The organism is Peribacillus sp. NPDC046944, assembly GCF_050272735.1.
Classification (GTDB): Bacteria; Bacillota; Bacilli; order Bacillales; family DSM-1321; genus Peribacillus.
Window position 1 is genome coordinate 318119 of sequence record NZ_JBNNML010000001.1, and the last position, 20306, is coordinate 338424.

26 protein-coding genes and 3 pseudogenes are annotated in these 20306 nt (G+C 39.3%); 3 read left to right on the forward strand and 26 right to left on the reverse strand.

Annotated features, from left to right (window positions below; translation table 11 throughout):
• Positions 1-102 precede the first annotated feature (102 nt).
• Positions 103-600: a hypothetical protein gene (locus ACQKIC_RS01620; protein WP_403080206.1), complete on the reverse strand. Its 498-nt coding sequence runs from the start codon at positions 598-600 to the stop codon at positions 103-105.
• A 537-nt stretch (positions 601-1137) separates the two neighbouring features.
• On the opposite strand from ACQKIC_RS01620, the gene ACQKIC_RS01625 reads away from it, so the two are divergent.
• On the forward strand, positions 1138-1548 hold the full coding sequence (locus tag ACQKIC_RS01625; RefSeq protein WP_402873283.1) for a DUF1648 domain-containing protein: 411 nt from the start codon (positions 1138-1140) through the stop codon (positions 1546-1548).
• A gap of 168 nt (positions 1549-1716) precedes the next feature.
• Positions 1717-1911 (forward strand): annotated as a pseudogene (gene gsiB / locus ACQKIC_RS01630) (glucose starvation-inducible protein GsiB); the annotation flags it as partial.
• A gap of 162 nt (positions 1912-2073) precedes the next feature.
• Here gsiB and ACQKIC_RS01635 read toward each other — a convergent pair.
• From ACQKIC_RS01635 to ACQKIC_RS01735, 21 genes and pseudogenes are all read right to left on the reverse strand, one after another.
• Positions 2074-2403 carry a DUF5658 family protein gene (locus tag ACQKIC_RS01635; RefSeq protein ID WP_427668504.1) on the reverse strand — a complete coding sequence of 110 codons (330 nt, stop codon included), beginning with the start codon at positions 2401-2403 and terminating at the stop codon, positions 2074-2076.
• Positions 2404-2539: 136 nt separating this feature from the next.
• Positions 2540-2881 (reverse strand): hypothetical protein, encoded by a 342-nt coding sequence (locus ACQKIC_RS01640; RefSeq protein WP_427590837.1) that lies wholly within the window; start codon positions 2879-2881, stop codon positions 2540-2542.
• 198 nt (positions 2882-3079) lie between these two features.
• On the reverse strand, positions 3080-3304 hold the full coding sequence (locus tag ACQKIC_RS01645) for a hypothetical protein (RefSeq protein WP_402987061.1): 225 nt from the start codon (positions 3302-3304) through the stop codon (positions 3080-3082).
• Between the two features lie 1016 nt (positions 3305-4320).
• Positions 4321-4755 (reverse strand): hypothetical protein, encoded by a 435-nt coding sequence (locus tag ACQKIC_RS01650; RefSeq protein WP_427590838.1) that lies wholly within the window; start codon positions 4753-4755, stop codon positions 4321-4323.
• 124 nt (positions 4756-4879) lie between these two features.
• Positions 4880-5608 carry an MOSC domain-containing protein gene (locus tag ACQKIC_RS01655; protein ID WP_427590839.1) on the reverse strand — a complete coding sequence of 243 codons (729 nt, stop codon included), beginning with the start codon at positions 5606-5608 and terminating at the stop codon, positions 4880-4882.
• A gap of 145 nt (positions 5609-5753) precedes the next feature.
• Positions 5754-5879: a hypothetical protein gene (locus ACQKIC_RS01660; protein ID WP_427668506.1), complete on the reverse strand. Its 126-nt coding sequence runs from the start codon at positions 5877-5879 to the stop codon at positions 5754-5756.
• 57 nt (positions 5880-5936) lie between these two features.
• Complete coding sequence (locus ACQKIC_RS01665) at positions 5937-6089, reverse strand: FbpB family small basic protein (protein ID WP_403122555.1); 153 nt, start codon at positions 6087-6089, stop codon at positions 5937-5939.
• A gap of 3 nt (positions 6090-6092) precedes the next feature.
• On the reverse strand, positions 6093-6248 hold the full coding sequence (locus ACQKIC_RS01670) for a Fur-regulated basic protein FbpA (RefSeq protein WP_402873264.1): 156 nt from the start codon (positions 6246-6248) through the stop codon (positions 6093-6095).
• Positions 6249-7216: 968 nt separating this feature from the next.
• Positions 7217-7573, reverse strand: a complete 357-nt coding sequence (locus ACQKIC_RS01675; protein WP_427590840.1) for an Imm3 family immunity protein — start codon at positions 7571-7573, stop codon at positions 7217-7219.
• Between the two features lie 26 nt (positions 7574-7599).
• A pseudogene (locus ACQKIC_RS01680) lies at positions 7600-8390 on the reverse strand (deaminase domain-containing protein).
• A 50-nt stretch (positions 8391-8440) separates the two neighbouring features.
• Entirely contained in the window at positions 8441-9124 is a 684-nt protein-coding gene (locus tag ACQKIC_RS01685) for an endonuclease V (RefSeq protein WP_427590841.1), read from the reverse strand.
• 8 nt (positions 9125-9132) lie between these two features.
• Positions 9133-9576 (reverse strand): toxin-antitoxin system YwqK family antitoxin, encoded by a 444-nt coding sequence (locus tag ACQKIC_RS01690; protein ID WP_427590842.1) that lies wholly within the window; start codon positions 9574-9576, stop codon positions 9133-9135.
• On the reverse strand, positions 9566-9814 hold the full coding sequence (locus tag ACQKIC_RS01695) for a YwqJ-related putative deaminase (RefSeq protein WP_427590843.1): 249 nt from the start codon (positions 9812-9814) through the stop codon (positions 9566-9568). Before ACQKIC_RS01695 ends, ACQKIC_RS01690 begins: the two co-directional genes overlap by 11 nt.
• 52 nt (positions 9815-9866) lie before the next feature.
• Entirely contained in the window at positions 9867-10133 is a 267-nt protein-coding gene (locus ACQKIC_RS01700; protein WP_427590844.1) for a hypothetical protein, read from the reverse strand.
• 291 nt (positions 10134-10424) lie between these two features.
• Complete coding sequence (locus ACQKIC_RS01705; RefSeq protein WP_427590845.1) at positions 10425-10607, reverse strand: hypothetical protein; 183 nt, start codon at positions 10605-10607, stop codon at positions 10425-10427.
• A 214-nt stretch (positions 10608-10821) separates the two neighbouring features.
• Positions 10822-11304: pseudogene (locus tag ACQKIC_RS01710) on the reverse strand (antitoxin YezG family protein).
• A 5-nt stretch (positions 11305-11309) separates the two neighbouring features.
• Positions 11310-11870: a DNA/RNA non-specific endonuclease gene (locus ACQKIC_RS01715; protein ID WP_427590846.1), complete on the reverse strand. Its 561-nt coding sequence runs from the start codon at positions 11868-11870 to the stop codon at positions 11310-11312.
• A 200-nt stretch (positions 11871-12070) separates the two neighbouring features.
• Entirely contained in the window at positions 12071-12559 is a 489-nt protein-coding gene (locus ACQKIC_RS01720; protein ID WP_402876146.1) for an antitoxin YezG family protein, read from the reverse strand.
• 6 nt (positions 12560-12565) lie between these two features.
• Positions 12566-14551, reverse strand: coding sequence for a T7SS effector LXG polymorphic toxin (locus ACQKIC_RS01725; protein ID WP_427590847.1), 1986 nt, complete (start codon positions 14549-14551; stop codon positions 12566-12568).
• Positions 14548-14835 carry a YwqI/YxiC family protein gene (locus ACQKIC_RS01730; RefSeq protein ID WP_402874275.1) on the reverse strand — a complete coding sequence of 96 codons (288 nt, stop codon included), beginning with the start codon at positions 14833-14835 and terminating at the stop codon, positions 14548-14550. The genes ACQKIC_RS01725 and ACQKIC_RS01730 overlap by 4 nt, the downstream gene beginning before the upstream one ends.
• Positions 14836-15300, reverse strand: a complete 465-nt coding sequence (locus ACQKIC_RS01735; protein WP_427590848.1) for a YwqH-like family protein — start codon at positions 15298-15300, stop codon at positions 14836-14838.
• A 326-nt stretch (positions 15301-15626) separates the two neighbouring features.
• Between ACQKIC_RS01735 and ACQKIC_RS01740 the strand changes: the two genes are divergently transcribed.
• Entirely contained in the window at positions 15627-16985 is a 1359-nt protein-coding gene (locus tag ACQKIC_RS01740; protein WP_427668508.1) for a cytochrome P450, read from the forward strand.
• Between the two features lie 250 nt (positions 16986-17235).
• On the opposite strand, the gene ACQKIC_RS01745 is transcribed toward ACQKIC_RS01740, so the two are convergent.
• From ACQKIC_RS01745 to ACQKIC_RS01760, 4 genes are all read right to left on the reverse strand, one after another.
• Entirely contained in the window at positions 17236-17694 is a 459-nt protein-coding gene (locus tag ACQKIC_RS01745; RefSeq protein WP_402987074.1) for a VOC family protein, read from the reverse strand.
• A gap of 143 nt (positions 17695-17837) precedes the next feature.
• Entirely contained in the window at positions 17838-18584 is a 747-nt protein-coding gene (locus tag ACQKIC_RS01750) for an amino acid ABC transporter ATP-binding protein (RefSeq protein ID WP_402957679.1), read from the reverse strand.
• 14 nt (positions 18585-18598) lie between these two features.
• Entirely contained in the window at positions 18599-19258 is a 660-nt protein-coding gene (locus ACQKIC_RS01755) for an amino acid ABC transporter permease (RefSeq protein ID WP_427590850.1), read from the reverse strand.
• A 69-nt stretch (positions 19259-19327) separates the two neighbouring features.
• Entirely contained in the window at positions 19328-20101 is a 774-nt protein-coding gene (locus ACQKIC_RS01760; protein ID WP_402987076.1) for an amino acid ABC transporter substrate-binding protein, read from the reverse strand.
• Positions 20102-20306 lie beyond the last annotated feature (205 nt).

Here is a 20306-nt window from a genome sequence, read left to right on the forward strand (position 1 = left end):
CGATGGACGGGTTCTCCATACCTTTTCTAAAGACCCCATCAAAAAAGCCGACTGATTTTAAAATAAAATCAATCGGCTTATATGAGTGGTACTGTATGGGATTTAAGCATTTACGGCTTTACGTGCTTGACTTTCATGCAATTTCTTCATGGCAAACCTGGCTACTGGTTGAGCGATCAACGTTTCAACCCAGAATGCGATAAAGAAGTTACGTGGCCAGTCATAAAAGAACGTATAAATCGGCTTCCAGCTAATTTCCCCCATGCCAATCCAAGATCCGATAACTGTCAGTAAAACGGACAAGATGGTCACGCTAAATAATATCGTGAACAGCACCCGTGCATTAAAGCCGTCCGTCGGTCCAGCAAACTTTTGTACAAGCTTAGTAACAAGTGGATTTACCACAAATGGTACCAATATAATGACACAAACCCAAACAAACGGAATCACTTTTAACGTATCAACATACACGTCCTTCGTGAATCCAAATTTAAATGCCATAATAAGTGGTGCGATAATGTTGACAGAAAGAATGGAAATGATGACTAAAAACAATATAAATTCTTTTCCGCCTCTTGGTAATCTTGTTTCCCCGTGCATATCGATCCATCTCCCATATAAAAAAATATTTCAGATGGCAGACGTATCATGAGACATATATTTTTGGCCCCCCAAAAAGAAAGACCAATATCTCTACACACTGATATAGCTAGTTTATCACTTTTCCCAAATTAATTCCAAGTCCTTTTTTCCATGAAAAACACAGGCTACATGCATCAAAAATACCATCCATTCGCACCATAACAGATATAAATGGAGTGATGAACATACAGAAAATATATTTTTTATTGTAACCTAGAGGAAGGGGTGTTTATCTTCCGATTCAAAAGGAGTATAATGGAAAAAGAGTCAGGTATTTACCTGCTCACGATTCCTTAGGTGACCGCCTTTTTAGGCCCCCTCTCCTAAGGTTTTTTGTTTTTTTAATTGAACAAGGTTGCCATATGGTCCCTTTATTTTTTTGATTGGGAGGTTTACATCATACTTCGTCCCTTCCCCCGTGCTAAAATAGGAGAGTGGTCCGCTACATTCCACTTTTAAGAAAGACGCCGGGAAGTTTATTATTTTGAAACGGAGATGAGGGAGATTAAACAGCAGCGGTTAGTAGTTAAACGCAAAAGGACGCTAATAGAAATGATATTAGATATCATTTCGCTCTTATTTCTTATTTCAAGTGTTGTATACATAATGACGGAATGGTCTTCTCTACCAAGTCAAATACCCTTTCAATTTAATTCGTTCGGGAAAGTGAGTATTTTGGGTTCAAAGGAAAGCGTACTTGCCCTTCCGCTATTTGGTCTGATCATCTGGATTGGCTTGACGGTCCTTGAAAGATTCCCACATCGCATTACCTTGCCTTTTTTTCTTCAAGAGAATAAGGAAATGGAGTTCAGGAATAATCGGATTCTGATCAACATGACCAAGAATGTACTGGTCATCTTTTTCACTTATACGAACTGGACTAGCATACAATTAGTTTTAATCTGAAAAATGACAATGGCGCTCAAATGAGCGCCATTTAAACGTTTCTATTTTAAAAATCGACTTTCATTTCTATAATATATATTTTTTTCAAAATACTAGTTTACTAGAGTGTGGATTAGGATATACATGATACTGTAAGCAACACAAAAAACTTTTATAGGAGTGATTAACATGGCTGACAATAACAAAATGAGTCGGGAAGAAGCAGGTCGCAAAGGTGGAGAAGCAACTTCAAAAAATCACGACAAAGAGTTTTATCAAGAGATTGGTGAAAAAGGCGGAGAAGCGACCTCCAAGAATCATGACAAAGAGTTTTACCAAGAAATCGGTGAAAAGGGCGGCAAGGCCCGCAGCGACAACAATAACAATTAAACCATTCCATAGAACGAGTAATTGTCTTAACGGACAATTATTCGTTTTTTTTGTTTGTTTTGTTTTTATCGGTCGATTCTTGGTATTTATCGGTCATTTATTGCTTTTATCGGTCAATTCACATGATATATCGGTCAATTCCGGCTTTTTATCAGTCTAACTGCCTTTCATCACCAGTAACATCCAGAAGAAATGGTATACCGTGACGGCGGCATACGCTACCAAACAAAGCAAGATTCCGCCATTCACCACTTTTCTACGTTTTAACTGCGGATAGATCCACAAGAGAAGCAAAGGAAGGAACAGTTTGCATCCGTAGAAGAAGGAGCGATTCCAATGATACACTTCTTTCATGAGGGGGTTCAGTTCTCTTATGTATCCTGCCTGGATGCCAAAATCGGTTACCACAGCATCGAACAGACATAGCACGAAAATCCATACGAGCATATTCTTCATCTTCTCTTTCGAAATCCTTGCTTCATCCACCATGATCTCCTCCTACCACTATCTTTTCAAAAGTACGAATGGAACATACCTTATCAAGAAGGAACAGTAAAGATGCCAGACAAATTGTTCTTAGTAAAGAACAGTCAATCCATACTCCCTTAAAGGAGCATGTTGATCAGGGAGTATCCATACAGGTCGTTTTGGATGGAAAAAATACAATTCTATACTTTCCATCCAGCTCTTCTTTGATTTTTTCCGTTAATCGTAATCCCTTTTCATTATGTTCTTTTTCAAGAGTCATTCCGTCTGGAAGCATGGTATCCGTATCCCAATCAATCCAGTATCCATACTCTCTCACCCAATCTGATAGCTCCATTTTCAGTTCATCTGAAATGGGGACTTCATCTAAATCCAGATTACAGCCACAGAGATGGCACCATATCGGATCTGCGCCGGTATCTGCTTCCAATTTCAAGATGGACGGTTTCCGTCGTGCACATAAGCAATCCAGCTTCACTTTTCCCCCTTTGGTTCTAAATTGGACGGCTTATCCACATAAGAACCAAGGATGAACCCGCAATTCGAACAATAATGAGAGGTGATCTTGGACGGCTTATTCTTTAAATGATCATAGGAGAACATTTGAACAAATTTGAACCCTGTCCCAAGTATCCCTTTCTTAATCGAGTATGAGTTACATTTCGGGCATTGATCCTCACTCAACTTTTTTCACTCTCCCTTCATCTATTTCTTCCACATTTTCTTCGGTTCCGTCTTCTTTGACCGCTTTCACTTTTACGTCCTGCACATCGCTAATGGCGTACCAGAATCTTTTCCCCTTCTCCACTTCGATGATTTCAGCAGGTTCATCTCCTGCAAACATATGTGAAATGGAGTCATCGGTAAGCGTCCCAGAGTAAATGTATGGTTCTTCGTTCATCGCAGACCATTGGACAGGATCATCCCATTCTGCACCTCTTGTTTGCTTCCACTCCCACTTCCCATTTTCTTTTTCTAAATAGGCAATAAAGATTTGGTCTCCATTTGGATTATGCTCGTAAAAATGGCGATAGCATCATCATGTTGGTTCATTGAATGGACTTTTGTTTATACGAGAGAATAGGCATAATCAAATTCATCCCCATACTCATCCTTCGTTTTTTCCATTTCGGCGTGAAAAAAATCCTCGAATGAAGGTTCTTCCGACTTTGAACAGCCAATTAGAAAGAGTAAGCACAGCATGCCCACAAATAGAATTCTGCTTTTCGATTTTGTTCCTCCTCTATGTAAGTAAAAAAGTCGATTATTTAACAATTTTACCATTAATGGGATTTTTGTGGATCGTTTTTACAATCCGAGCAAACATACTATTAACGAACCTACAGAAGCTGAGGAAGAAGATGAGAAGAACATGTTAATCAATAGAATTAGATACAAAAAAATAAGCTTGGTTCTCTAGCTCCAAGCTCATTTTTCACATGGCATATAGGTGTACCTTTTTCGTAAGCGTTATTACATTTAATTCATTAAAAAATTTTCCATATAATAAATTCCTTGGGCACATACAAAGCCTAAAATTATATGTCTAGATTTAGGACCATCTTCCTCCAAGACCCTCAATCTACTCATTAAAATAAGCAAGATCGACACCATGATAATCATTAGTGAAAAAAGATGCGTATTATGAAATGTAATGGCTTTAGCATTTAAAAGTATCAACAAGATTAAAAAGTAATAAAAAGCTGGTTTAAACTTCATCTTTTCCCTCTTTCCAATTCCCCATTAAGCTACTAGTTAGATAACTAGCCAACCGTGCTAATTATAGCTGAGAAATCGTTCCAAAGGGTAGGAATTCAACCATGCTAGGTGATAATTCGACCACACAACGTAAGTATTCAACCACGGATTCCATTTATTCAACCGCCCAACGCGATAATTCAACCACTCACCTAAACATCATTTATAAAACATGGAATCTCGCTTCATTCCGAACAGGCTGGTGAATAGTGTCAAACCAGCTACGACCGGTATGATCCTGAAGCTATCTCTTGAAAGCAGCCAATATGGGTCGGGAAAATAGGCTGCGCTTGGAAGAAAGGTGTACACGATTGGTACGTATAAGGATAGAATCAGACATGGAAGGGTGATGCAGATAAAAAGAGGCATATGGAGCTTGAAGGTCCATCCCTTCACGAAAAGCAGGGACACGTATAGACCAAATACAAAGGGTACCATGCTATCGAACCAGAATAAGGGCTCGATGATAAAAGTGGCCTCGACTTTCTTCTGGATGGTCAATCCAAGGGTATAACTGCCAACAAGCAGGACAAATAACCCCGCTAACCAAAGTACTTTCACCACATAAGTAAACCAAGTAGGATAAGGACGCATCTCAACAACTCCCCCTCTATACAACCACCTTCATTTTACCATTTTTACCAATAGTACATTAGTGTGATTTGAGATAATAACAAATAACACTGCCTTTTATCATTAGTAGGCAGTGTTCCTATTTTCAGTCTAGAAGGAATACTTCATCTCCGACCCCTATTTCACCTGTTCGAGTGACAGAGGCATACACGCCAAAATGGTTAGCACAATTCTTTTGGACCGTTTTTTGCAAAGTTGGGTCCCGCTCGGCATCGTCCGGATTCACCGTGATGATCATGCACCTTTCACAGGGCCTTCTCAATTCGATTTCCACATCCCGGCCTATTTTTATCCGTTTTCCGAACCAGGTTTGTTCAATGAATGGGATTTTATCGGTTAATGAGATGACGAAGTTGGGCCGAAACCGTCGGTGATCGAGATGGTCTTTCCCCCATATCGTTTGTAATTCGTTCAGGGACGCATCCGTCACCAGTTGAATAGGCTCCGCTTCTATCGCTCCCAACGGTACATGGGTAGGTGAATATTCAATGAAGGATATCTTCCGTTTCGATTCCATTTCCATAGCCCTAAGTAAATCATCATCACCCCAAGCCATGACCTTTCCTTCCGGTGAGGTAATTTCCACTGTGGGATAAGCAATCATCGACTCTTCCCCGACAAATCGCGCTCGATATTGAACCATTTTCTGGTGTTGAGTGATGGTCAAAAATTTACCTGGCCTGCTTTCATCCAAAAACGCATGACTGCGATCCCCATATACCCCGTACTGCATGACATTCGTTTTTTGGACGCTCTCCCCACGAAACGATTTAACAGGATGCCGCACGATTTCCTTCATATGACCGACTAACATGGTATCCCTCCTACGTACTGTCCATTGATATTCTGCCATAATGCCTGGATGTGATGGGAGCACGTGACAAAAAAGAACGGACTCTACACATGAGTAGAACCCGTTCCTTTTTTATATGCTTTCATTATTCCTTTTAGAACCATTACTATGTCCCTATCGTAAATACAAGGGGTGAACCGGATGCAGCTGCTGCAGAAGCGCCATTTTTCATGACACTGTTTGTTTTGATTTGGACATCAACTATCAAAATCAGAAATATGGTGTCTAGCATATGAAAAACCGAAACATAGACTGTTATCGGTTTCCTTATATATGTGAGCAAAGGATATCATGACGAGTGTACTTGTCGATCGCTTTTTACCTCGCCCGTTGCCTTTTGGTCAATTTTGATATATATTCGCTCCAATTCACGTTTGTCTTGAAGCAAAGTATTTCGGTTTTCTTTAAGCAGTTGATTAAATGACTTTGTTCTTCTAGGCATTCTTCATTCACCTCTTAGCTGATTGAATTCTTTTTGAAGTACAATAACTGGTAACTCATATAATTGTTTATCGTTTTTCTTGAAAATGCCGAATTTCAATAGTTCTTGGATAAGCTGATCTTTGATGGCTTCTCCCTTTTTATCTATTTGGGTTCTCATGAAAACCCTCCTTCATAAATAAACAGACTCTCTCCTAGGTTGGGATACATCATATTCGATTGAACGGAAAAATCTCCACTTTCTCTTCCCCATATAAGAGCATGATCTGCAAAATCTTCGAATTTCTTTACTGAATTATATGCAGTAGGTACATGATGGGCTTATAGAATCCAATCACCATTTATGACCACAGCATTCTTTCATTTTTTCTAAAAAAATCTGTATCGCGTCACAAGGATTTCTATAACCCAAATCGCCCGAACTCAAACATATAATCTTCATTTCGCGCAAGATTTACTCGATTGCTCCACAAGGTCATTCCTCTTTATTCCATGTATATAAACCGATAAAGGTCAAAGTGTCTACTTCTCCGGCATCTAATCTTTCCATCTACCAATCTACTCTTACTATAAATGAAAATGATTCTCAATGTCAATTATATATATTCGACTGATTCGATAGATGCGAAGTTCATCTAAAAAGTCATTTGGTGAGAGCCTCTAGTGACCACCAGGTACCCAACAACACCACGGTTTGTATGTTAACTGCATTGGCAAAAAAGTCATCATCTTCTTGTTCCTCTATTGTTCGTCTTCCTTATTGATTCATTCTTGATTAACATGGCTGCCCCTGCGGCCTTGGTGATTCACTCATCAGGCTGGTTTTGGCGCTGTTCTTCCGTGAGTTCGTTTTCGAACACGTCTTTGAGCTTTTAAACAGCTTATTCTATATAACAAAAAGCACATTTTGCCTAAAAGGCAATCACGTGCTTCCCTTAGTTATTTTCAATTAATAGGTAGAAAATTTTAAATAATAAACTTGTTAATTTATAATTAATCTCCGTAATATCATACATTTAAATTGCTATCTCAGATAAGTGGTGTAAAAAAATACCATATAATCACAATATTAAATAATAGTTCCAAAATAATAAGCTTTGGATATTCTTTATAATCCTGATTATTTCACTATTCTGCGGATGAATTATTGTCAACTTCTACATTTCTAAGACCATCTATTACTTTTTTTATTCGGTTCGATAAATCATTAAGTTCTTCTTTAGTTAATTCATCGTCTACGTTTAAATGATTAAAAGTACTCAACCTTCTAGTTATTCCCTCAATTCGTCCAACAAAGACCTTATCATGTTTAATTGCAATTTCTCCAATCGCAGTATCCACAATAACATCTTCAATCATACCTAAATTATCAAATTCTTCTGCTAGTTTTGCGATAGCATACCTATATCCTCTATCTTCTTCTAGTAATTCTTCATATGTTTCCTGAATTGCCTCAAACAATTCATTATACTCCCAATCTTTCATTTTTCTAACTCCTCCGTTCCAACATTTTAATTTATAATCCGGTTACCGTCATTGTGCACAATTTCCAAACTGATATTTTTATATTTAGCAGAAAAATCTGCTATAACTCTACTGCAACTGTCACAGGTATCTAATTCTGTGAATAATTTAATTTTTCCAGTAGCTTGAGTATTTTCTCCAAGCCTAGAAGCAATATCATTTAGTATCTTATACTCCGTATCAGTATCCCTTAAATAACTTTCCCCATCTTTCCCCACTGCTTTTGTAGCTTTAAACATCGGATTTTCAGGTTGTAAAGATATATCAGGTACTTATCCTCAAGATTTCCTTTTAGATTATTTATCCTACTCTGAGCATAAAATTCAGATTTATTTATTCCACTAACATTCACTTCTGCTAATGCAAAATTACCTGATTTCTTATATTTACTTGGTAAATTCCCTCTTAGCTCTTTCACTCTATCAACTATGTGTGCTTCTGCTACTGAATCGATTTTTCTCGTTGGATACACTTTCCCCGTACCCTTACTACCTTCACTCTTCGCAGTAATCTTCTGCGCAAGATCCTTTATCGGCATCTTATCCACATCAATAGATTTATAAGTATTTCCAGTCGTATCGGCTACTGTCCTAACCTTAACTCCTGTTGGCACTTCCACTTTCCCGAGGGCCTTGCCCATATCCTTGATCGAGTCTTGGGCTTTCTGGACTTGGTTTTGCACAAATTCCTTGCTGTAGGGGATGAACTTTGTCCCGTTTGCCATTTTGTCTGCGACCTTGGCTGCCCCGGCAACTCCGGCGATACCAAGGGCGTTCATCAGGCGCAAAAGAACCTTGAAAGGTATTCCAATCAAGGTTTCATTTTTATTTACTTTTGGTAGTTTCTTCTTGCTTCATGTGTGGCTAAATCTGCATATCTGATAGTAATAGGTAGACGGCTGTCTTTTTTAACAAAATTCATGGTAATTTTAGTAGCTGTATCTATATCTATCCAATTCCCACATGAGACAAAGATTGGCTTAACATCCACTCTGGTTCTCAAAGTACGTCCGTACACTTCATCATTAATGATAATATCTGTATATGCCCCCGCTACATTTTCTGGCATCGTATAATCGACATTTCCTATTTTCAAATACGTCTTTGCAATCCCTATTGTTGGCTTTCCTAAATCAAATGATGCTTGTGTAGCAATCCCCATATGACGACTATGCAAATAACCGTTCCCATCAAACATATACATAGCCGGACTATTTTTTAATTTTTTAACAGCCTTTAAAATTAAAGGTAATTCTCTAAAAGCTAAATAACCTGAGATATAAGGAAATTCAACTTCCCCTACATACTCAACTTGCTCAATGATTTCTTTCGAAGAATAATCTAATACACAAATACAACATACACCATAATCTACATTATTATTTGACCAATAGGCTATATCTACTCCTGCCACTTGGTTTATTTCATCTAATTGAAATTTATTTTTCAAACAGATATTTGTTTTTAAATTATTTTGGATCGTATTTAATTTTTCTTCGAGTCGATTATTCATTTGACACCCTACTTGAATTTTGTAGCATACAATATATCCGATTCGTTCGGTTTCATTTTTTGCGCTATGATATTACCATTTTCATCGTACTTTGTAAAAGTCATTTCACGCCCAGCAAAACATTCAGATTCATATTTTTTTACATTATTCTCAAAATATTCAACTTGGTATCCTTCTGCAGCACCTTTATTCATATTTCCTATTCTTTTCACATTCCCACTTGGGTAAAACGAAACATTCATTCCTTGTTTTACTCCTTCTTTCACAAAAAGATAACTTTCTATATTTCCATTTTCGTATAAGTCATAAGCCAATCCAGTATATAACTTTTCTTCCCCTTCTTGAGAATACTCTACTATTCCCAAATCATAGGGTCCTCCATATCCTAAATATTCTTCAAACTCAACTCCATTTTTTATTATATATTCTTTCGATAAGATTTCATTTGACATTTTTAGGTACCTCCGTAATAAATTCAAATCCATCTGTAAGATAAGCACAGTGAGGACACCTTGGAAAAATTGTTCCAGCCGGCTTTATTTTACTTTGACCAGTACGTATTACATTAACCGTAAAATTATTTAAATTAGCATTAGGGTTTGCTTTTAACGCAGCGTTCAAAGCTTTTACTTCAGCATGTGAGCCCGCACCTTTTGTAAAGTTATACGAATCCATAACCTCTTTTGGCATGGAATCATATCTTAACTGAATTACAGGGTGTAAATTGGGGATTAATCCATCTTTATTCCTTTGTTAGTGGTGTAATATAACAATTCTCTAATGAAACTTTTTTCTTTAAAAAATCCATTGCTTCTTGAGTAACAACTAACTCACCTTTTGGTGATAAACAGAAAGAATTTCCTGACCAATTTTTGAAGTTCTCTCCTTCTACTTCAATTTTGCCTAGCGGAATAAATCTACTGAATGTAGGCAGTTCTTTATTTGGATACATTTCTTTAAATTCGTCAGACTTTGTAATTAAACACTTTTCTAATTTGTAATCTCTCAAATCACTATTTTCTAATTCTTTTTCTAGTTTACTTGAAACAATAAATGCTGGTGTTGACTCTAACTAGCCATCCTTCAAACTCATAGTGTAAATATTTTACCTTTCCTGATATACCCTCTAACGCAATATCCGCTTGTGATCCATAAATGGTATGTTTACCATGACCACCTGATACTTCTGGTTCTAAAAAATATAATATCATTAATTTTCTCTCCCCACTCCATTCTCACCTTGTCACTGGTGAATTAAAACTATCACCATATTTCTTATCTAATTCAATCATATAATTTATTACTTCCTCTTTTTTAGGGTTTGGATTATTTCCATGTCTTTGCCGTTGGCGGCGGTTAGTCCATAGAGGCCGGTTTCGGTTTGATTGAGAATGTCCATGGCTTTTGTCGATTTATAGGCATCCAGCGCATGGTCCGCAGCGTTGAGCCCCTTTAGTCGGCTGATGCCGGTAACGGCCAGCATTCTTCTTTTGCTTTAAAAAATATTTAAATTCATATATTTCATTTCCATTTAAAAAGGTGCTGTCTCATAAGTACTTATCAAAGTAAATTAACCCCAAAATTAAAGGGCAGAAATGCTGTTAAAAAAACAACGTTTCTGCCCTTCATTATTTATTCAATTCCTACTTAATTTCCCCTTGGAACAGTCTCATATATAACCTAATTATTGAAAAGCATTACTCTACATCTTCACTTTTCTTTCTTAGATATTCTTCTAAAATACTCTTATCATATTCAGACTCAGGTAAAAGATTCAAACTATTATATTCCCAAATGATTCTTCTTTCATGATCATCTGCTTCAGATAAATCTTCATAATCATAGTCAATCTTAAACTTCCCTGTACTATCTAAAGTAAATGTTAAATTGGTCCATAGATCTTGATTATTTTTTTAAAACTCTGCAAGTAATTCTTTTAATTCATCTAATAATTGATACCAAAGTTTATCATATTCCTCTTCAGAAACATTATATATTTCCGGTATATCATGACTATAACAAGGATTTTCATTATTAATAGGATAATAAAAAAAGAAAGCCGTGCCCGTTCCTTCGCCTATTTCACCATACATTAATACTTTGGACCATTTCTCTGGTATAGTCTCATTAATAGTTTGGGCAATTTTTTGATAAATACTATTAAGATTTAATTCATTCATTCTTTTTAACCTCCTGGTTTATTCTCAAATGCCCTTCTCTCCCAACGACTATTATCAATTCTATAATTTATTTTAAAGCTTATTGGACGCATCGAGTCGTCTTTATAAACAGGGCTTATTTTTACCTCAACTGTTTTCGGAGGATTACTATCTAAAGCTTTAGCCCAAGAACTTTCAAGTTTCTTCCATTCTCCCATATTTAGATTTGCATTCATAGGGACAAGGTTATCTAGTTGTCCTGTAGCAATCAAGTGTCCCCCTTGATCATCAGGTAAACGATCTTCTCTTCCAGCAATGCGTTGCGCATACTTATTACGTTTACCACTGCCTAAGTCAAGCGAACCTTCGACACTTGATATCCGTCCTTTTTCGTCCGTTTTATATACGTGACCTCCAGGTGATGTATATTCAACATTCGGTTTTAGTACTTTCTTCATTTTATCTCTTGTATAATGCTGTCCATATTTCACTTTTATAATTTCTTGGGGTCCTTTAACAGGTACTAACGACCCCTTACTACCTTCACCCTTCGCCGTAATCTTCTGCGCAAGATCCTTTATCGGCATCTTATCAACCGAGATATGTTTGTAAGTATTTCGTATCCGGTACTTCCCTAACTCTAAACAGGCATACAATTTCAATTAATTGTATGCCTGTTTGAATCGATAGTATAAGCATTTCATCATCTCAAGCTAATTTTCTTGCAATTAATTTCTTTTTTGAATTCCGCCATTTCTCTTCCTGATGTATTACTATCCTTCTCTAATTAAATCGGATTATCTGGAAATTCATTATGGTACTTCTCGATTAATGCTTTATAATTTTCATCATTTGGCACCTCATCTAAGTATTTATTTTTCCAAATAATCATTTGGTCACTAAAACTATATTCAGTATCGAACCAATTTGTATAATCATAATGCATTTTAAATTTCCCACTATTCTCAAGAGACATTGTAAAAGAGTACCAAAGCTCTTGCTGATTATTTTTAAAGATATTCCTTAGTTCATCGCACAACTCAAACAGCTTTCGTTTATTCTTTTTGAATTCTTCTTTATCAATAGAATAGTTAAATGGAATTTCCACACTATAATTAAAAAATTCTTTATTTTCAGGAGTATTATAAAAAAAATAAGTTCCTCCACCGGTTTCTGATATCTGTGAATAAAAATAAAATTTATCCCATTCTTCTGGAATCATTTCATTAACTGTTTCTGCTATTTCTCTATATAATTTATTCATTTCTTTTTCCACTTTCAATCAACTCCCAGCACTATTTCTAATCGTTTTCTCAAATATCCCTTTTCCTTCAATTTCATATAATATCTCAAAGTAACTTGGTCTTAGTGACTCTCCTGAATAAATTGGCTCAATTTTTACAGATACTTTTTTCGGTGGAATTTCTTTCAAAGCAGTTGCCCACTCATTCTCCATTTTATACCACTCTCCACCCGAGCGATTAATTTGTCTATTTTGAGCTACTAAATTGTCAATATCCCCAGAGCCATGAAATTGGGTTCCAATCAAGTGCCCACCATCATCATCCATTAACCTATCTTCCCGGCCTGCTGCCACTTGCATTCCCGGATTTCGTGTACCTTTTTGAAGTATCAATCCTTCTGCCTCAACATCTACTATTCTACCAATTTCATCTGTTGTATATTTATAACCATCCTCTGTAACATAGCGTACGTTGGGCGCAAGTTCTTTCCTTCCATTTTTCCCTTTGATAATTTGCTTCCCAAGATCCTTCTCTTTTATTTCAGTTATCTTACCAATATTACCCGTACCCTTACTACCTTCACCCTTCGCCGTTATCTTCTGCGCAAGATCCTTTATCGTCGTCTTATCAACCGAGATATTTTTGTAAGTATTTCCAGTTGTATCCGCGACTGTCCTAACCTTAACTCCAGTTGGCACTTCCACTTTCCCGATGGCCTTGCCCATATCCTTGATCGAGTCTTGGGCTTTCTGGACTTGATTTTGCACAAATTCCTTGCTGTAGGGGATGAGTTTTGTTCCGCTTGCCATTTTGTCTGCGACCTTGGCTGCCCCCGCAACTCCGGCGATACCAAGGGCGTTCATCAGGCTGTTTTGGCGCTGTTCATCCGTGAGTTCGTTTCCAAACATATCTTTGCCGGTGACGGCTTCGCTGAGTCCGTTGGCGGTTGTTAATCCGTATAGACCGTATTCGGTTTGCTTGAGGACATCCAGCCCTTTACTTGATTTATAGGCATCCAATGCATGGTCTGCAGCGTTGAGTCCCTTCACCGTTTTGTAGACGGCACTTCCACCCTTGATCGCACGCCCAGCCCAGCCGACAATGGGGATGAATCCGGCCGCGGCCATCGCGCCCGCGGCGATTCGTTCAGCTTCGGAAAGTTTACGGCCTGTTACGGGATCGACTCCCGTTGTCGCTCTTACTGAATCATAATACCCCGTGATTTCCCCTGTAAAGGTTTTTGTCGTGTCCCAGGCTTTTTCATACCATGGGCGGTTCTCGAGTTCTTCCATTTCCTGTTCGAGTTTCCGCGCTTCCTCTTCTTGCTTCTTGAAGTCCCGGTATCCTTGCATATTCTCGGCCACTTCATCCTTCACTTGATAAGCTTGACTCGCTTGAAAGGCACTTTGGTTGAAGTTCATCGGGGAAACGGTGCCATCCTGACTGGTGGCTTCAAGTAAGGCCTGGAAAAGGCTAATGGCTACACTTTCCTGGGCTTCGGTCACTTGGTATTCTTCTACTAATTTATTATCTACTTCGTGCACTTTCTTGATGGTATCGTTCTTTTCTTTTTCGGCCTTTTCCATTTTCTCATGGAAATCGCCTTGGTCGAACACCTGTAGTGAGAGGATATCATCAATGTTCTGGAATATCTTTTGGAGATCGGTGGACTGCTGGTTCACCATCGATTTGGCGTTGGAGAGACCGTGGGTCACTTCCCCCTCTAAAAACGGCACCTCGACCACGGTTTCACCGGATAGGTCGGCGTCTTCCAATATGGCCGGAATCCCTTTCAGAAAGCTGATTTGGGTCGTGAATAATTCGATCCAGGCATTGGCCACCTCTACTTGTGCTCGATAAAAGTTCTTGATGGCCGTCGCCCCGGCTCCGGCCAGCTCTTCATCCAAATCGACGATTCCCTGAAATTCCTTTTTCAGTGTCTCTACTTGCCCCAATAGGTCTTCATATTGCTTGGCCCGTGACTTGACTGCTGACTTCAGAGGTTTGGCTTCGAAGATTGTCATAATGGCTGATACCCCTGTGCAGTATGGGTGATGGCTTCATCCTGCTCTTTCAGTAAATCCACGTTCGCCTGGGTGTCTTCCAGGTTCTTTTTGACGATCGTCAGGTATTGATTGAAGGTCTTTTCCAGATTGGTCTCCCGTTCTTCCCATTTCGATGTGAAGCTCAGATCGTTATTGCCGAGCTGGTCGGCCGGCAGTGCTCCGATTGTCGTCCCATCCACGGCCGTTTTTACCTGGCTTACTTGTTTTGTCACGACTGCATGATTCAGTTTAATTGTCGTCATTTAAAACACCCACTTCTTTAAATCCGATACTTTACTTTCCACTTGGTCAAGGAATTCTTCCCCTTTACTCAACAGGTTGCTCGCTTCACGGGCAGCAGCTACGGCTGCTTCCAGTATGGCTTTTTGCCTCTCCAAGGAATTGATTTTCTCTTCAATTTTCGCTTGATAGTCATCATACTCATCCTGAACGATTGTCAGCATGACCTTGTATGCACCACTTCTTGACTCGTTAAAATCCGTTGCACGATTACCAGTCCAACTTTTTCCTAACTCGGGTTTTTTTATTTCTTTGATTTCTATAAGACTTGCTTCCTGTTCATTGCTGATTTGTGTTTTCGCCTGCTTCAATCGGCTAATTTGCTCTTCCAAATTAGCTATTCCACTAGAAAATGCCGAGCTATAATCGCTTATTACATCTACAAGTCCCAACAGGATCACCTCATCATTCGTTAACGGCTTTACCATTTGTCATATTTTTCATATTTTCTTATTATAAGGAATATAGTCCGAGAGATAAATAGGGATAAGTATGCTATTTATAGCTCCCGTTAGGAAAATGGATGCACTCATTTCATTTCAAGTTCCAGTCTTTTTACCCTTACTTTACCAATATTAAACAATTAGAGTTTAAAAAAAGGAATGAAGAGCCTATGATCGCGATTTTTAACGGTTTTCCTTCTATTAATATGTAAAAAACGCTAGCCCTCTCGCATACTTGTCCAAACCAATATGCGCAATCCACATAGAATGATTATAACTACTTATATAGAAAGGAATGAAACAAATCATTGTTGGATAAAGATGCTCATGATTCTCCCACTGGCCCAAAAGGGAAAATAATAACTGGTCATACAAAGGAGTTTCAATCAGACACAATTGGTTTTCTTACACGGCTAGCTAAAGAATATGGGGACGTTGCAAAACTTCGGTTGGGGCCTTTCCAAAACGTTTACCTCATTTCAGATCCGGATTTAATTAAACAAATCCTTGTAACCAAACAAAAGTCGTTTTTGAAATCAAAAGACTTCGATAGCTTAAAGCCGCTCATTGGAGAAGGGCTCATTACGAGTGATAAAGATTTTCACATGCGCCAGAGAAGGCTTATTCAACCATCTTTCAAAAAGACCCATATTAGCAATTACGCACAAGATATGATTGATATAACCAAGGAATATATCTCAACCTGGAAAAACGGGGAAGAAAGAATAATCACCGAGGACACGATGAGCCTTGCTCTTGGTATAGTCAGCAAGACCATGTTCAGCACGGAACTCAAAGATGGATATAACCTGATTGGGGAGCCGATAGATGAAGTGATGAAGGTTGCTGTCAAAAGAATGAGGAATCTCTTTCAATTGCCTCTATGGATTCCAACAAAAAGCAACCGGGAATATAAAAAGGTGCTCGAACGACTGGATACCGTGATATATAGCATAATTGAAGGACGTAGAGAAGATGCAAAGAGTCATGAAGATATGTTGGGAATCCTGATGGAAGCCCGAGATGAAGTGGATGGTTTAGGGATGTCAGATCGGCAAGTACGCGATGAAGTAATGACGATTTTCCTTGCCGGTCACGATACGACCGCTACCTTACTTTCCTGGACACTCTACTTACTATCGCAGAATCCTGAAGTGGAAGCTAAGCTTTTCCATGAAATAGATACCGTAATCGGAAACCGCACCCCCACTCCTGATGATTTCATGAAATTAACATACACTCAGAATATTATCTGGGAATCGCTTCGCATCTATCCACCACTCTACGTCATATCACGGAAAGCTGCAGAAGATGTGTCCATCGGAAACTACCATTTTAAAAAAGGCGAGATGTTTTTGTTAAGTTCCTATGTCATGCATCATAATCCAGAGTATTTCGATCAACCCGAATCCTTTATTCCTGAGCGTTTTGAAAACAACTATTTGAAAACGATTCCCCCGTTCGCTTACTTTCCATTCGGCGGAGGGCCGAGGGTGTGCATCGGCAATCACTTTGCTTTGATGGAAGCCGTGCTGGTCCTGGCCTGCATTGCCCAACAATATCGTATCAAGCTCGCACCTGACCATCATGAAGTAAAACCCCTGCCCTTGCTTACACTCAGACCAAAGAGTGGATTGAGGATGATAGTGGAGGAAAGAAATAATGGATAAGGAAAGGTCATGTCAACGACAGTTGGATACCATTGTCGTTGATATGACCTTTTGTTTGGACTGCTCCTTATATGAGGACACTTCTGGTTGATCGTTTTTTGTCGAAAAATCGATATATTGCCGATATCCACAGATAAAAGTTCGGTTTGCGTAGATAAATCGTAGAAACCGAAGATAAAATTCCGAGATGGGAAGATAAAATGTAGAAATGTGCAAAAAATGATTTCCGTCACTAAAGAATGGGGTACTTCTATTTCAAATTTAGCCGTTCCCATTCACTTAGGTACATTCGCTTCATAATTCCTTGGGGATTGCCTATCTTACAAATAAACTCCAGGCTGTTTCCATCCGGATCATTGAAATGGATTTTGGCATGAGCATAATCTTTATGAGGCATCACAAAAGGTTCGATGGGTTCAAACCCAAAAGCCTCCCTTGGCTCGTATCCCTTATTCTTCAGCCAAGCAACCGATCCTTTTAATCCATCTAAGGATACCTCAAAAGCGATATGCCTTATGGAAGGATGATACTCCACTTCCACCTTCTCGGTTTCCCATAATCCCAACCAGCTTTTATCCTTTTCGATCCATAAGAAAGCCAAGCTATCTTCGACTCTATGGTCGAACTCCAACCCAAGTCCTTCATAAAATTCAATGGAACGATTTAAATCTCGAACGGGTAAATGTGCTTCAAATAACCCTTTGATCATCGGCAAAAGCTCCTTATTATGTTTGTCCCGTGTTTCATTCGACTCAAAAATAAGAAATCCTGCATAATCGCATGTGAAAGATGGACAAATTGTTCATGAAAAAGGCGCTCCCCATCGGAAACGCCCCTGATCGATACTATGAATTATTTAAAACTGCGTTTCAGGAAGGCTTTCGTCCGGTCATGCTGTGGGTTCGTCAAGACGTCGTCCGGGTGTCCGGATTCGATGATTTCCCCATTGTCCATGAAGATGACCCGATTGGCCACCTCTTTGGCGAATTCCATTTCATGTGTGACGACGACCATCGTCATGTGCTCTTCAGCCAGGTCCTTCATAACTTTCAATACTTCGCCTGTCAATTCCGGATCCAAGGCGGAAGTCGGTTCGTCGAACAGCAGGATTTCAGGATTCATCATCAGAGCCCGGGCAATCGCTACCCTTTGTTTTTGACCACCGGAAAGCTGGGCCGGAAGTGCCGATGATCGATTCGAGAGCCCCACTTTCCCCAATAACTCGGTGCTTCGTTGCTGGATGACGTCATAAGATTCCTTTTTGGCCATTTTTGGAGCGATTTCAAGATTTTCTTTGACCGTTAAGTGCGGGAACAGGTTGAAATGCTGGAACACCATCCCCATTTTGGAGGTGATTTGCTTGAGTTCTTTCGGATTCGAGTAAACCCCATCCTTCACCATATATTCGCCGGAGACAGCGATGCTGCCACCATTTATTTCTTCAAGATGGACGAGGCTGCGGAGCATCGTGCTTTTCCCGGATCCCGAGGGACCGATCACGGCGACTACATCGTTCTTATTCACATCCAATGTGATCCGTTTTAGTACATCTAGCTTGCCATATGACTTTTTGAGGTTGGACACTTCAAGGATAGCCACATTCACCACTCCTTCTATTCGATTTTGTATCGTTTTTCGAGCCATTTAAAGAACATCGTTAATACGAGTGTAATCAACAGATAAATGATCCCTGCCAAGAAGAACGGAACGATCGTAAAGTCACGGTTCACCGCAGTCTGGGCAAAGTGTAGCAATTCCGGTACAGCCACGGCATAGAGCAACGCGGTATCTTTGACCAGTGTGACCGATTCATTCGAGACCGAAGGAAGTGCGACACGGAACATTTGCGGCAGGATGATTTTTCTCATCGTTTGCCATTTATTCAATCCAAGCACTTGGGCGGCTTCATATTGACCTTTTTCAACTGCCAACAGACCGCCGCGGAAGATTTCGGCGTAATAAGCTGCGTAGTTCAAGATGAAACCTAAACAAGCCGCAACGAAACGATCCAACACCATGTATTCACCAATTACGGGCAGCATCGGCAATCCAAAGCAGATAAATAACAATTGTAGCAATAGCGGCGTACCGCGCATCAAATATATGTAACCCTCAGCAAGCCAGGCGACAGGCTTGAATTTACTCCTGACAAGAAGGGTTAGCAGGAAGCCCAGTGGAATGGAAACGACAATGGCAATCAAAAACAAGAGGACCGTTATTTGGGCCCCTTCTAGCATGGGCTTCAGTATGGAAGTAAGATAATCTATAGACATGAATCGATTCCCCCAAAAACAAAACAGGGTTCCCAAAAGGAAATCCTGTTTGCCTAATATTGTTCGTTCTTATTTTAATACCTTATTTTCGCCAAACCATTTCTCAGAGATTTTAGCGGCAGTGCCATCTTCATTCATTTCATCCAGTGCTTTTTGAAGGTCTTTCAGAAGATCTTCCTTTCCTTTTTTCACGCCTACTCCATATTGCTCCGGAGAAAGTGATTCATCCAGTACCTTGAATGTAGCTTCTTCTTTGGACATATAATAATCAATGACCACTTCATCAATGACTACGGCATCCAGACGGCCAGCCTTCAGGTCACTTAGGGCCAAGACGTTATCGGAGTATTCCGTGATCGTCTTGACCTCGGATTTAATCGGATTAGCATTCAATGCATCTGATGCGGAAGAAAGCGATTGAAGACCGACGACTTTACCTGCTAAATCATCAAGCTTAGTCAACTTGGAATCTTCAAGCGTCACGACCACCTGTGCATTTTCCAAGTAAGGTTTTGTGAAAAGGACCTTTTCCTTACGCTCATCCGTAATGGTGTATCCGTTCCAGATAAGGTCGATACGTCCACTACTTAACTCGGATTCTTTCGTTTTCCAGTCAATTGGTTGAAATTCAGCTTCTACACCCATTTTTTCAGTGGCGGCTTTGGCATAATCGATGTCAAAACCAGTAATTTCATTATCCTCATCACGGAATCCCATCGGGGCAAATTTATCATCGATTCCAATCACCAGCTTGTCTTCTTTTTCCTCGGAATTGGAGGAACAGGCTGCAAGAAGTGAAAACATTGCGATTATCGTTAATATGAATATACTTGAACGTTTCATTTCAGAAAAACCACCTTTGGCTGATTGTTGTTCTCTATGCTTTAGTTTACTAATGTACTAAAGTTAACATACACTAAAACTGATTGTCAACGGAATTTTTTAGGATGTTAGTCCCTCCTCGAAACCAAGACCATTCCCCCACTCCTGCCTGACTTCTTTGTACCTTCACACTCAAAATTTCAAACTTCTTGCAAAAAGTATGGAA

Bases quoted from the DNA above. Each gene is read 5' to 3' on its own strand.
- ACQKIC_RS01685 (WP_427590841.1), bottom strand. From the start codon at position 9,124: ATGAATAATCGACTCGAAGAAAAATTAAATACGATCCAAAATAATTTA.
- ACQKIC_RS01735 (WP_427590848.1), bottom strand. From the start codon at position 15,300: ATGGTAAAGCCGTTAACGAATGATGAGGTGATCCTGTTGGGACTTGTA.
- ACQKIC_RS01705 (WP_427590845.1), bottom strand. From the start codon at position 10,607: ATGCTGGCCGTTACCGGCATCAGCCGACTAAAGGGGCTCAACGCTGCG.
- ACQKIC_RS01665 (WP_403122555.1), bottom strand. From the start codon at position 6,089: ATGCCTAGAAGAACAAAGTCATTTAATCAACTGCTTAAAGAAAACCGA.
- ACQKIC_RS01690 (WP_427590842.1), bottom strand. From the start codon at position 9,576: ATGTCAAATGAAATCTTATCGAAAGAATATATAATAAAAAATGGAGTT.
- ACQKIC_RS01730 (WP_402874275.1), bottom strand. From the start codon at position 14,835: ATGACGACAATTAAACTGAATCATGCAGTCGTGACAAAACAAGTAAGC.
- ACQKIC_RS01620 (WP_403080206.1), bottom strand. From the start codon at position 600: ATGCACGGGGAAACAAGATTACCAAGAGGCGGAAAAGAATTTATATTG.
- ACQKIC_RS01725 (WP_427590847.1), bottom strand. From the start codon at position 14,551: ATGACAATCTTCGAAGCCAAACCTCTGAAGTCAGCAGTCAAGTCACGG.
- ACQKIC_RS01625 (WP_402873283.1), top strand. From the start codon at position 1,138: ATGAGGGAGATTAAACAGCAGCGGTTAGTAGTTAAACGCAAAAGGACG.
- ACQKIC_RS01655 (WP_427590839.1), bottom strand. From the start codon at position 5,608: ATGTTAGTCGGTCATATGAAGGAAATCGTGCGGCATCCTGTTAAATCG.
- ACQKIC_RS01675 (WP_427590840.1), bottom strand. From the start codon at position 7,573: ATGAAAGATTGGGAGTATAATGAATTGTTTGAGGCAATTCAGGAAACA.
- ACQKIC_RS01745 (WP_402987074.1), bottom strand. From the start codon at position 17,694: ATGATCAAAGGGTTATTTGAAGCACATTTACCCGTTCGAGATTTAAAT.
- ACQKIC_RS01695 (WP_427590843.1), bottom strand. From the start codon at position 9,814: ATGCCAAAAGAGGTTATGGATTCGTATAACTTTACAAAAGGTGCGGGC.
- ACQKIC_RS01760 (WP_402987076.1), bottom strand. From the start codon at position 20,101: ATGAAACGTTCAAGTATATTCATATTAACGATAATCGCAATGTTTTCA.
- ACQKIC_RS01670 (WP_402873264.1), bottom strand. From the start codon at position 6,248: ATGAGAACCCAAATAGATAAAAAGGGAGAAGCCATCAAAGATCAGCTT.
- ACQKIC_RS01660 (WP_427668506.1), bottom strand. From the start codon at position 5,879: ATGCTAGACACCATATTTCTGATTTTGATAGTTGATGTCCAAATCAAA.
- ACQKIC_RS01715 (WP_427590846.1), bottom strand. From the start codon at position 11,870: ATGCCGATAAAGGATCTTGCGCAGAAGATTACGGCGAAGGGTGAAGGT.
- ACQKIC_RS01650 (WP_427590838.1), bottom strand. From the start codon at position 4,755: ATGCGTCCTTATCCTACTTGGTTTACTTATGTGGTGAAAGTACTTTGG.
- ACQKIC_RS01755 (WP_427590850.1), bottom strand. From the start codon at position 19,258: ATGTCTATAGATTATCTTACTTCCATACTGAAGCCCATGCTAGAAGGG.
- ACQKIC_RS01645 (WP_402987061.1), bottom strand. From the start codon at position 3,304: ATGAACGAAGAACCATACATTTACTCTGGGACGCTTACCGATGACTCC.